The 11,906-nt window shown below is 72.3% G+C and carries 10 protein-coding genes; 6 read left to right on the top strand and 4 right to left on the bottom strand.

All coding sequences use genetic code 11. The annotated features are described in order from the left end of the window. Window positions 1–140 precede the first annotated feature (140 nt). The 5 genes from ACYVJ4_RS09535 (at window position 141) to ACYVJ4_RS09515 (ending at window position 6,178) form a co-directional block, all read left to right on the top strand. Window positions 141–506 (top strand): DUF485 domain-containing protein, encoded by a 366-nt coding sequence (locus ACYVJ4_RS09535; RefSeq protein ID WP_460459888.1) that lies wholly within the window; start codon window positions 141–143, stop codon window positions 504–506. Continuing rightward, entirely contained in the window at window positions 506–2,149 is a 1,644-nt protein-coding gene (locus ACYVJ4_RS09530) for a solute symporter family protein (protein ID WP_460459887.1), read from the top strand. The genes ACYVJ4_RS09535 and ACYVJ4_RS09530 overlap by 1 nt, the downstream gene beginning before the upstream one ends. Window positions 2,150–2,340: 191 nt before the next feature. Further along, the gene (locus ACYVJ4_RS09525) at window positions 2,341–3,183 is read left to right on the top strand and encodes an HAD family acid phosphatase (protein WP_460459886.1); all 843 of its coding nucleotides are present in this window, start codon (window positions 2,341–2,343) and stop codon (window positions 3,181–3,183) included. 170 nt (window positions 3,184–3,353) lie between these two features. Then, window positions 3,354–5,324 (top strand): acetate--CoA ligase, encoded by a 1,971-nt coding sequence (gene acs / locus ACYVJ4_RS09520; protein WP_460459885.1) that lies wholly within the window; start codon window positions 3,354–3,356, stop codon window positions 5,322–5,324. An 86-nt stretch (window positions 5,325–5,410) separates the two neighbouring features. Further along, window positions 5,411–6,178 (top strand): endonuclease/exonuclease/phosphatase family protein, encoded by a 768-nt coding sequence (locus ACYVJ4_RS09515; RefSeq protein ID WP_460459884.1) that lies wholly within the window; start codon window positions 5,411–5,413, stop codon window positions 6,176–6,178. On the opposite strand, the gene ACYVJ4_RS09510 is transcribed toward ACYVJ4_RS09515, so the two are convergent. From ACYVJ4_RS09510 to ACYVJ4_RS09495, 4 genes are all read right to left on the bottom strand, one after another. Next, the gene (locus ACYVJ4_RS09510) at window positions 6,175–7,542 is read right to left on the bottom strand and encodes a hypothetical protein (protein WP_460459883.1); all 1,368 of its coding nucleotides are present in this window, start codon (window positions 7,540–7,542) and stop codon (window positions 6,175–6,177) included. The two genes, ACYVJ4_RS09515 and ACYVJ4_RS09510, sit on opposite strands and share 4 nt — an antisense overlap. Beyond that, window positions 7,539–8,063: a SigE family RNA polymerase sigma factor gene (locus tag ACYVJ4_RS09505; RefSeq protein WP_460459882.1), complete on the bottom strand. Its 525-nt coding sequence runs from the start codon at window positions 8,061–8,063 to the stop codon at window positions 7,539–7,541. The genes ACYVJ4_RS09510 and ACYVJ4_RS09505 overlap by 4 nt, the downstream gene beginning before the upstream one ends. A 135-nt stretch (window positions 8,064–8,198) precedes the next feature. After that, window positions 8,199–8,483 carry a YtxH domain-containing protein gene (locus tag ACYVJ4_RS09500; protein ID WP_460459881.1) on the bottom strand — a complete coding sequence of 95 codons (285 nt, stop codon included), beginning with the start codon at window positions 8,481–8,483 and terminating at the stop codon, window positions 8,199–8,201. Window positions 8,484–8,553: 70 nt separating this feature from the next. Next, window positions 8,554–10,287 carry a glycerol-3-phosphate dehydrogenase/oxidase gene (locus ACYVJ4_RS09495; protein ID WP_460459880.1) on the bottom strand — a complete coding sequence of 578 codons (1,734 nt, stop codon included), beginning with the start codon at window positions 10,285–10,287 and terminating at the stop codon, window positions 8,554–8,556. A 14-nt stretch (window positions 10,288–10,301) separates the two neighbouring features. On the opposite strand from ACYVJ4_RS09495, the gene glpK reads away from it, so the two are divergent. Next, window positions 10,302–11,816 (top strand): glycerol kinase GlpK, encoded by a 1,515-nt coding sequence (gene glpK / locus ACYVJ4_RS09490; protein ID WP_460459909.1) that lies wholly within the window; start codon window positions 10,302–10,304, stop codon window positions 11,814–11,816. Window positions 11,817–11,906: the final 90 nt, after the last annotated feature.

Below are 11,906 nucleotides of genomic sequence, written 5' to 3'. Positions count from 1 at the left end.
GCGCGAGGCCCACCTGGCGACGTCCGGCCCGGCGGTGCTTCCTGCGCACCACCTCGCGGCACCACAGTGACGGCCGTCACACCGGGCGACGCTGCCCCCGCGGCGTCCGGACCGAGCGATCGACCGCTGCGGAGGACCGCGTGAGCACCACAGACCCCCGGGGACCTGGAGCGTCCGGCGAGACCGGCTACATCCACGTCCAGGACTCCCCCGAGTTCGCCCAGCTGCGGCGCCGGTTCCGCAGCTTCGTCTTCCCGATGACCGGGCTGTTCCTCGTCTGGTACTTCCTCTACGTGCTGCTCTCGACGTACGCGTCGGACTTCATGTCCCACAAGCTGTTCGGCAACATCACCACCGGCCTGGTCTTCGGCCTGCTGCAGTTCGTCTCGACGTTCGTCATCACGATGGCGTACGCGCGCTGGGCCGACCGCAGCTTCGACCCCGCCGCGGCCGAGCTGGCCGAGCGCGTCCTGTCCCACCCCAACCACCGCGAGGGAGGGCACTGATGGCCGCCTCGACCCTGCTCGCCGCCGACACCGTCGGCAGCCCCGGCGCCAACATCGCGATCTTCGCGGCGTTCGTCGTCGTGACGCTCGGCATCGTCTTCCGCGCCTCGCGCAACAACCGCACGGCCGCTGACTACTACGCGGGCGGGCGCTCGTTCACCGGCCCGCAGAACGGCATCGCGATCTCGGGCGACTACCTGTCGGCCGCGAGCTTCCTCGGCATCGCGGGCGCCATCGCCGTCAACGGCTACGACGGGTTCCTGTACTCGATCGGCTTCCTGGTGGCCTGGCTCGTGGCGCTGCTGCTCGTCGCCGAGCTGCTGCGCAACACCGGCCGGTTCACGCTCGCCGACGTGCTGTCGTTCCGGCTCAAGCAGAAGCCGGTGCGGACGGCGGCCGCGATCACCACCTTGGTCGTCAGCTTCTTCTACCTGCTGGCGCAGATGGCCGGCGCCGGCGGTCTGGTCGCCCTGCTGCTGGGCATCAGCGGCAAGGCCGGGCAGAGCGTCGTCATCGCCGTCGTCGGCGTGATCATGGTGCTGTACGTGCTGATCGGCGGCATGAAGGGCACCACCTGGGTGCAGATCGTCAAGGCGATCCTGCTCGTCATCGGCGCCGGCGTCATGACCGTCTGGGTGCTGGGCAAGTACGGGTTCAACCTGTCCGACCTGCTCGGCCAGGCCGTGCAGAACAGCGCCAAGGGCGACAAGATCCTCGGCCCGGGCCTGCAGTACGGCAAGACCGACACGTCCAAGCTCGACTTCGTCTCGCTGTCGCTGGCCCTGGTGCTCGGCACCGCCGGCCTGCCGCACGTGCTGATGCGCTTCTACACGGTGCCGTCGTCGCGCGAGGCCCGGCGCAGCGTCGTGTGGGCCATCTGGATCATCGGCATCTTCTACCTGTTCACCCTGGTGCTCGGGTACGGCGCCGCGGCGCTGGTGGGGCCGAAGACCATCGCGGCCGCACCGGGCAAGGTGAACTCGGCCGCACCGCTGCTGGCCTTCGAGCTCGGCGGCACGGTGCTGCTCGGCATCATCTCGGCGGTCGCCTTCGCGACGATCCTGGCGGTGGTGGCCGGCCTGACGATCACGGCGAGCGCGTCCTTCGCGCACGACATCTACGCCAACGTCATGAAGGACGGCAACGTGTCGGCCGACGCCGAGGTCAGGGTCGCGCGCCGCGCGGCCCTGGTGATCGGCGCGGTCGCCATCGTCGGCGGCATCTTCGCCAACGGGCAGAACGTCGCGTTCCTCGTGGCGCTCGCGTTCGCGGTGGCGGCGAGCTCGAACCTGCCGACGATCCTGTACTCGCTGTTCTGGAAGCGGTTCAACACCCGCGGGGCGCTGTGGAGCATGTACGGCGGCCTGATCATCTGCGTGACCCTGATCATCTTCTCGCCGGTCGTCTCCGGGAAGGCGGCCGACCCCGCCACCGGCAAGAGCCTGTCGATGATCACGGACCCGTCGGTGGACTTCCACTGGTTCCCGCTCGACAACCCCGGCCTGGTCTCGATCCCGCTGGCCTTCCTGCTCGGCTGGCTGGGCACCGTGACCAGCAAGGAGTCCTCGAGCCGCGAGAAGTACGCCGAGATGGAGGTGCGCTCCCTCACCGGCGCCGGTGCCGAGAAGGCGGTCGTGCACTAGCCGACCCCTGCCCGGCCCGCGTGACCGCCCAGGGCCGCTCCCGACGTCCGGGAGCGGCCCTGAGGCGTTCCTGAGGGGACGCTGTGGACCGCTGCCGCCGCCCGCCGATCGACCGCCTCGCAGGGGTTATGCCGCGCTGGTGCCAGTCCTATAGTCCGGCTATCCACTAGCGATTCCCTGGAGGAACCCCCATGACCCGACGTCTGCGGACGGCGGCGATCGCCGGCGCGATCGCCCTCGGCCTGGTGGGCGGAGGGGCCGCGGTCGCCGCGACCCAGTCCCCCGCCATCTCGACGTTCACCCCGCGCTCCGAGCACCAGATCACCAACATCGACGTGCTCCGCCAGCAGATCCGCAACTACTACGGCGACCCGCTCGGGACGGGCACGTTCGACGCGCGCAGCAACTACGCCAAGGAGGCGGGCTACGTCGCGCTGCAGGGGACGCGGTGGCTGTCGTACGGCAAGCACGGCCAGGGCGACCGCAAGGGCTCGCACGGCCAGAAGGCGATCCTCATGGACGTCGACGACACCACGCTCGCGACGTACAACTACGAGATCTTCAGCAACTGGGCGTACAACCCGGCCACCAACGCCGACTACGTGCTCGGCCAGAAGTTCCCGGCCGTGCCGGGCATGGTGCAGATGGCGAGCTACGCCAAGGCGCACGGCTACGCGATCTTCTACCTGACCGGCCGCCCGACCAGCCAGGAGGCCGCCACCCTCGGCAACCTGACCTCGGACGGCGTCGGCGTCGACGCGGGCTACCCCGCCCCGACGACGCTGTCGGACGGCGAGGACGGCCTGTTCACCAAGCCGGACGTCGCGGCCTACCCGGACTACCTGCAGGCGGCCTGCGCGGGCGACCCGGGCGGCAAGTGCACGACGATCCACTACAAGTCCGCGACGCGGGCGCACATCGAGTCCCTCGGGTACGACATCGTGGCGAACTTCGGCGACCAGTACAGCGACCTCAAGGGCGGCTACGCCGACCGCACGTTCAAGCTGCCGAACCCGAGCTACTTCCTGCCCTGACCTGATCGGCTCCTGATGAGGCCGCCCAGCGGTCCCGGCTGCGAACGGGACCGCTGGGCGAGCAGGCCCGACCGCTCGACCGCGCTCGCCGCGGGCTGGGCTGTCGGACGTCGAGGGGCGTGGCTAGGGTCGGACGCGGACGACGACGACCACGCCGCGGAGGACACCCCATGTCGAGCGACACCCCCACCACGAGCCTGGAGAACCTCAGCCGCGAGGAGCGCCGCTTCCCGCCGAGCGAGGAGTTCTCGGCCCAGGCGGTCGCCCAGGCCGACCTCTACGAGCGGGCCGGCGCCGACCGCGAGGCGTTCTGGGCCGAGCAGGCCCGCGAGCTCGTCACCTGGAGCAAGGACTTCGACCAGACGCTCGACTGGTCGGGCGCACCGTTCGCGAGGTGGTTCGTCGGCGGCGAGCTGAACGTCGCCTACAACTGCACCGACCGCCACGTCGAGGCCGGCCACGGCGACCGCGTCGCGCTGCACTTCGAGGGCGAGCCGGGCGACACGCGCACCTTCACCTACGCCGAGCTCACCGAGGCCGTGAAGCGCGCGGCCAACGCGCTCACCGACCTCGGCGTCGGCAAGGGCGACCGGGTCGCGATCTACCTGCCGATGATCCCCGAGGCCGCCATCGCGATGCTCGCCTGCGCGCGCATCGGCGCCCCGCACAGCGTGGTGTTCGGCGGGTTCAGCGCCGACGCCCTGCACAGCCGCATCGAGGACGCCGAGGCCGCGCTCGTCATCACCTCCGACGGCGGGTACCGGCGCGGCAAGCCGGCCGCCCTCAAGCCCGCGGTCGACGCCGCGCTCGCCAAGGGCGCGCCGTCCGTGAAGCACGTGCTCGTCGTCCGGCGCACCGGTCAGGACGTCGAGTGGACCGACGAGCGCGACGTGTGGTGGCACGACGTCGTCGGCTCCGCGAGCGCCGAGCACGAGGCGCAGCCGATGGACGCCGAGCACCCGCTCTTCATCCTCTACACGTCCGGCACGACCGGGAAGCCGAAGGGCATCCTGCACACCAGCGGCGGGTACCTGACGCAGACCGCGTACACGCACCGCAACGTCTTCGACCTGCACCCCGAGACCGACGTGTACTGGTGCACGGCCGACGTCGGCTGGGTCACCGGCCACAGCTACATCGTCTACGGCCCGCTCGCGAACGGTGCGACGCAGGTGATGTACGAGGGCACGCCCGACACCCCGCACCAGGGCCGTTGGTGGGAGCTGGTCGCGAAGTACGGCGTGACGATCCTCTACACCGCGCCCACCGCGATCCGCACGTTCATGAAGTGGGGCGAGCAGATCCCGGCCGAGCACGACCTGTCGTCGCTGCGGGTGCTGGGCAGCGTGGGCGAGCCGATCAATCCCGAGGCGTGGGTCTGGTACCGCCGGGTGATCGGCGGCGACCGCACGCCGGTGGTCGACACCTGGTGGCAGACCGAGACCGGCGCCATCATGATCAGCCCGCTGCCCGGCGTCACGACGGCCAAGCCCGGGTCGGCCCAGGTGCCGCTGCCGGGCATCTCGGCCGACGTCCTGGACGACGAGGCGCACTCGGTGCCGGACGGCGGGGGCGGCTACCTGGTGCTCACCGAGCCGTGGCCTTCGATGCTGCGCGGCATCTGGGGCGACGACGAGCGCTACAAGGAGACGTACTGGTCGCGCTTCGAGGGCATGTACTTCGCCGGCGACGGCGCGAAGAAGGACGACGACGGCGACATCTGGCTGCTCGGCCGGGTCGACGACGTGATGAACGTGTCGGGCCACCGGCTCTCGACCACCGAGATCGAGTCGGCGCTGGTGTCGCACCCGAAGGTCGCCGAGGCCGCGGTGGTCGGGGCGTCCGACGACACGACGGGCCAGGCGGTGTGCGCGTTCGTGATCCTGCGCGGCGGCGCCGAGGAGGGCGACGACATCGTCAAGGAGCTGCGCGACCACGTGGCGCAGCAGATCGGGCCGATCGCCAAGCCGCGCCAGATCATGGTCGTTGCCGAGCTGCCGAAGACGCGCTCGGGCAAGATCATGCGCCGCCTGCTGCGCGACGTCGCCGAGAACCGCGAGGTCGGCGACGTGACGACACTGGCCGACAACACCGTCATGGACCTCATCAAGTCCGGCATGAAGACCTCCACCGAGGACTGACCCGCCGCTCCTCACCGCACCTTGGTCGATACGTGCTGTCCCGCAGGGGGTTTCGAGCGCATCTTGGTTGAGAAGTGCTGCGCGTCATGACGTACAACGTGCGGGTCGACACCGGCTCGACCCGCACGTCGGACGTCGACCGCTGGGGCTCGCGCGCGCCGCTGCTGGTGTCGCTGCTGCGGTCGGCGCCGATGCCGCACGTGCTGGCGGTGCAGGAGGCGCTGTCGCACCAGCTCGACGTGGTGCGCTCGGCGCTCGGGCCGGGCTTCGCGGTGGTGGGCGAAGGGCGCGACGCGGACGGCGGGGGCGAGCACACGGTGCTGCTCGTCGACACGTCCGTGGTGACGGTCGTCGAGCACGGGCAGTGGTGGGTGTCGGCGACGCCGTCGGTGCCGGGATCGATCGCCGACGGGACGACGTACCCGCGGGTGGTCACCTGGGCGCGGCTGGCGCCCGTCGGCGACGGGCCGGAGGTGGTCGCCGTGGCCGTGCACCTGGACCACGAGTCCGAGGACGCCCGGCTGCTGGGGGCCGACCAGGTCGCCGCGCTGGCGGCGTCGTCCGACGTCCCGGTGCTGGTGATGGGGGACCTCAACGCGCCGGCCGGATCGGCGGTGTGGCAGCGGTTGGCGGCGGCCGGGCTGCGCGACGCGGTCGAGGAGGCGGCGGTGCGGACCAGCCCGGACGTCGGCACGTTCCCGGACTACGGCGAGCCCGTCGTCGGGGGCGACCGGATCGACGCGGTGCTGGTCTCGGCCGGGCTTGACGTCCTCGAGGCCGGCGCCGACCGGTGGTCCGCGCCCGACGGCCGCCGTCCCAGCGACCACCTCCCCGTCCGCGCCCTCCTCGCCTAGCGGGGGCGGTGGCCTCGGGGGATCATCGCGACGCCGAGCAGGACGAGCGCGGCCAGGCCGACGAACCACAGCTGGACGTCGCGCCGCACGTACCAGGGGTCGTCCTTCGCCGGCACGACCTGCGCCCCCGACACCACCTGCTGCGCGACCACGAACGCGTTGCGGCCGTTGCCGTCCGCGTCGGTCAGTCGGGTGATCGGGCGCAGCGTCCCGTCCGGCATGACCTCCGAGAGCGTGCGCGCCTTGGCGACGTCGACGAGCTGCGGCACCTTCTGCCGCCCGTCGTCCACCACCAGCACGTGCCCTCCGATCGCCGACACCACCCGCAACGAGGGACTCGGCTTTGGAGCGGCCGTCTGCCCCGCGTTGGTGCCCAGCGTCCCCCGCACGACGATCTGACCACTCGCACCGAGGTAGGTGACGAAAGAGCCGCTGGCGTCAAGTTGGCTCGCAGACCAGGTGCCCGCCGGCAGGCTGAACTGGACCTCCGGGCTCTTGCCGCGACTCAACGGGTTCGGCACGTATCCCGGTAGCACCGTCTGGGCAGACAGACTGCCCTGCGTCGCCGACAGGACGACAACCCCTCCGGGCTGGGCGTCGAGCACGACGCCCTGCTCAGCGTCGAGGCCGTCGATCGCCACCTCTCGCGTGGACGAGCCGTCGACCGACAGCACACGCACCCCGGTGAGGTCGGCGTTCGGGACGACGAAGCGGCCGTCGTCCGCGGCAGCGATGGCGAGGACCTTGCTGCCGTCGACGCCGTCCGGCACGGTCTGCACGTACGAGGTCGCCCGGCCCGTGGCGAGGTCGAGCACCAGGTTGTACGCCGTTCTCGCCCCGCGGTAGGCCACCGCGACCGTCCTCCCGTCGGGGCTGAGCGACACCGCGGCCAGCACCACCGAGCTGATCGAGCCGTCGGTGGGCAGCGGCGGCAACCCGCGCAGCGACTCCCCCAGCACCGGCAGCCGCAGCACCCGCCCGGTGTCGCCGTCCATGCCGTACGCGCCCTCCTGGCCAGCCATCGTGCCGACGAACGCCATCGACAAACGTTGCGCCCGCACCGTCCCGTCGGCGTCGACGAGCGCCGGCGGCGCGGTGTGCAGCACGGGCAGCCGGTCGGGGACGACGCCCGGCCCGGTGCGCCCGGACGGTGACGCCGGCTGCGCGAGCCCCGACAGCCGCGACTGCGCCACCGCGATCGCCGCCACCGGCACGGCAACCAGAAGGCAGGCCGCCACCGCCGCCACGACACGCACGCGCCGCAGCCGACGCCGTCGCAGCACCGCCCGGACGTCGTCGACGTGCACGCGTCGTCCGCCGACGGCGTCGGACGCCACCTGGTCGAGCAGCTCGTGGGCGTTCATGGGGTCTCCCGCTGCAGGTCGGGCGCGAAGGTGTCGGCGAGCTCGGGCGCGAGCACCCGCAGCCGCGAGATGGCGTGCCGGGTCTGCGACTTGACGGTCGAGACCGAGCAGCCGAGCACCGAGGCGGTCGCCGTCTCGGTGAGGTCCTCGTAGAAGCGCAGCACGAGCACGGCGCGCTGCCGCGCCGTCAACCGGCCGAGCGCGTCGGCGAGGGTGACGCGCCCCTCGGCGGCCAGCAGGTCGTCGTCCGCCACCGCCTGCTCGGGCAGCAGGTCGGTGCCGATCTCGACGACGCGGCGTCGCCGCAGCGTGTCGACGTGCGTGCTGCGGATGACGGTGCGCACGTAGGGCTCGGGCTCGCCGTGCGACGTGATGCGGTCCCAGCGCGGGAGCACCTTGGCGAGCGCGTCCTGGACGAGGTCCTGCGCGGCGTCCGCGTCGGCGGTCAGCAGCCACGCCAGGCGCAGCAGCGCCGGGCCGCGCTCGGCCACGAACCGCTCGAAGCCCACCGCCTCGTGCACGCCCACCCCCTCGCTTCCCGACGTCTCACTTCCTACACGTCAGGACGACGTCGCGCGGGTGGATGCCGCAGCGCACCTTCTCAAGAACATGGCCCCATCCGCGAGGAATGGGGCCATGTTCTTGAGAAGGTGCGGTCAGGGGCGGGGCGTGTACCCCGGGGTCGACCCGTTGTGCTCGCCCGAACCCGAGCCCACCGTGGCCGACGCCTTGTCCTTGAGCTGCGCGGCGGCGGTGGTGAGCTTGTCCTGGACGACGGGAGCCTGCTCGCGCACGACGTCCTGCGCGTGCGAGACCTGCTCCTGCACCTTGGGGTTGCTCCACACGGCCTTGGCCTGGCGCACGGCCTGCTCGCGGTTCTTCTTCGAGCCCAGCAGGTAGCCGATGCCGACACCCGCCAGGAGCGTGAGCTTGCCCTTCATGGCGGCTCCTTCCGATGGGGGTTTCCTGCACCCCAGCCAACCAGCCGTCGTCCGCCCCCGCATCCCGACGTCAGCGGGTGGCGGTGACGCGGCGCAGGCCGGGGCGGGACTCGTGGGCCTCGCGGCGGGCGGTGTCGCTGGCGGCGTCGTCCGGCAGGTCCTGCGACCGCCGCTCGGCCGTGACCCGCTCGGTGTACGCCTCGACCTCGGCGCGCACCGTGTCGTCCGACCAGCCGAGGACGTCGGCCACCAGCTCGGCGGCCTCCTGCGCCGCGTCGACCCCGCGGTGCTTGGTCTCGATCGACATCCGCGTGCGGCGAGCCAGCAGGTCGTCGAGGTGCAGCGCGGCCTCGTGCGTCGCGGCGTAGCGCAGCTCGGCCCGCAGGTACTCCTGCGCCGACGGCACCGGGTCGAGCAGCGAGCGGTCGTCGTCCGCGAGCGAGAGCACCTCGCCGAGCAGCGAGCCGTACCGTCCCAGCAGGTGCTCGATCCGCCACGGCGCCAGGCCGGTCTCGCGCCCCAGCTCGGGGGCCAGGTTGACCATCGCCGCGTAGCCCTCGGCCCCGACGAGCGGCACGTGCTCGGTGACCGAGGGCCGGATCGGGCCGAGGTCGACCGCCGCCGCGTCGATGGCGTCGGCCGCCATCACCCGGTACGTCGTGTACTTGCCGCCCGCGATCGACACCAGTCCAGGCTGCGGCCGCGCCACCGCGTGCTCGCGCGACAGCTGGCTGGAGTCCTCGTCCTCGCCGGCCAGCAGCGGTCGCAGCCCGGCGTACACGCCCACCACGTCGTCGCGCGTCAGCGGCACGGCGAGCACCTCGTTGACCGTGCCGAGGATGAACTCGAGGTCGCGCGACGTCGCCGCCGGGTGCGCCAGGTCGAAGTGCCAGTCGGTGTCGGTGGTGCCGACGATCCAGTGCTGGCCCCACGGGATCACGAACAGCACGCTGCGCTCGGTGCGCAGGATCAGCCCGACCTCGCCGGCGATCCGGTCGCGCGGCACGACGACGTGCACGCCCTTGCTCGCCCGCACCCGGAAGCGCCCTCGCCCGCCGGACATCTGCTGCAGGTCGTCCGTCCACACACCGGTCGCGTTGACGACCACCTTGGCCCGGACCCGTTGTGTCGCACCGGTCTCGACGTCCCGGACGACGGCACCGACCACCCGGTCGGCCTCGCGCACCATCTCGACCACCTCGGTCGACGACCGCACGTGGGCCCCGTAGTGGAACGCCGTGCGCGCGACGGTCAGGGTGTGGCGGGCGTCGTCCGCCTGGGCGTCGTAGTACTGCACCGCCCCGACGAGCGCGTCGCGCCGCAGCCCGGGGAACCGCCGCAGCGCCCCGCTGCGCGACAGGTGCTTCTGCCCCGGCACCGACCGGCCGCGACCCATGGTGTCGTACAGCGTGAGCCCGGCCGCGACGTACGGGCGCTCCCATCCCCTGTGCGACAACGGGTACAGGAACGGCACCGGCCGCACCAGGTGCGGTGCGATGCGGGTGAGCATCAGCTCGCGCTCGCGCAGCGCCTCGGCCACGAGCCGGAAGTTCAGCTGCTCGAGGTAGCGCAGCCCGCCGTGGAAGAGCTTGCTCGACCGCGACGACGTCCCGCTCGCGAAGTCGCGGGCCTCGACCAAGCCGGTGCGCAGGCCGCGGGTGGCGGCGTCCAGGGCCGTGCCCGCACCCGTGACCCCACCACCGATCACGAGGACGTCGAGCTCGCGCTCGCCGAGCGCCGTCCAGGTGTCGGCTCGCTCGCGAGGTCCCAGGCGCATGGTCGTGGTCGCGAGGGCGGGGGACATGCCTCGATTATGGTCTGCCCATGCACGTCGCGGCGATCGACCAGGGCACCACCAGCACCCGCTGCCTCGTCGTCGACCACGACGGGCGGGTCGTGGCGGGCCACCAGCTCGAGCACCGACAGCTGTTCCCCCGCGCCGGCTGGGTCGAGCACGACGCCGCCGAGATCTGGACCAACACCCGCGAGGTGTGCGCCGGCGCCCTGGCCAAGGCCGACCTGAAGCCGGCCGACATCGCCGCCGTCGGCATCACCAACCAGCGCGAGACGACCGTGCTCTGGGACCGCACGACCGGCGAGCCCGTGGCTCCCGCGGTCGTCTGGCAGGACACCCGCACCGACGGCCTGTGCCGCCGCCTGGGCGACCTCGGTAACGGCGCCGACCGCTACCGCGCCACGGTCGGGCTCCCCCTCGCCACCTACTTCGCCGGGCCCAAGCTGGCCTGGCTGCTCGACCACGTCGACGGCGCGCGCGAGCGGGCCGAGCGGGGCGAGCTGGCCTTCGGGACGATCGACTCGTGGCTGGTGTGGAACATGACCGGCGGCCCGGACGGCGGCGTGCACGTCACCGACGTCACCAACGCCTCGCGCACCATGCTCATGGACCTCGACGCCCTCGCCTGGGACGAGGACATCGCCGCCGACATGCGCATCCCGCTGTCGGTGCTGCCCGAGATCCGCTCGTCGTCCGAGGTGTACGGCACCGTGCGCGAGGGCGGCGTCCTGGCCGGGGTGCCGATCGCGGGCATCCTCGGCGACCAGCACGCGGCGACGTTCGGGCAGGCCTGCTTCGAGCCCGGAACCGCCAAGAACACTTACGGCACCGGCAACTTCGTGCTGCTCAACACCGGCACCGAGCGCGTCACCAGCGAGCACGGGCTGCTCACCACCGTCTGCTACCAGCTCGGCGACCAGCCTCCGGTGTACGCGCTCGAGGGGTCGATCGCCGTCACCGGCTCGCTGGTGCAGTGGTTGCGCGACAACCTCGGCCTGATCTCGTCCGCGGACGAGATCGAGACGCTCGCCCGCACGGTCGACGACAACGGCGGCGCCTACGTCGTCCCCGCGTTCTCCGGCCTGTTCGCCCCGCACTGGCGCTCCGACGCGCGCGGGGCGGTCGTCGGGCTGACCCGCTACGTCAACCGCGGGCACATCGCGCGCGCCGCGCTCGAGGCGGCTGCTTTCCAGTCGTACGAGGTGATCCGGGCGATGGACGCCGACGCCGGGGTCGCGCTGAGCGAGCTCAAGGTGGACGGCGGGATGGTGGCCAACGAGCTGCTGATGCAGTTCCAGGCCGACCTGCTGGGCGTCGACGTCGTGCGCCCGGTGGTGGCCGAGACGACGGCGCTCGGCGCGGCCTACGCGGCCGGCCTCGCGGTCGGCTTCTGGTCGGGCACCGACGAGCTGGCGGCCAACTGGGCCGAGGACCGCCGCTGGTCGCCCTCGATGGACGACGACCGCCGGGCCGAGCTGCTGCGCCGGTGGGGCATGGCCGTCGAGCGCACCCTCGACTGGGCCGAGCCCGAGGACTGAGCCTACCGACCGGCCCCGCGATCGGTAGGCTGGACGACGGAGCGCCGGGAAGTCTGGTCGGCCGTGGTCCCGCCGGGGCCGCGCACCCGC

Source organism: Angustibacter peucedani, from assembly GCF_054779595.1.
The sequence above is the reverse complement of the archived record's forward strand: the minus strand, read 5'-3'. Positions and strand labels throughout refer to the sequence as shown.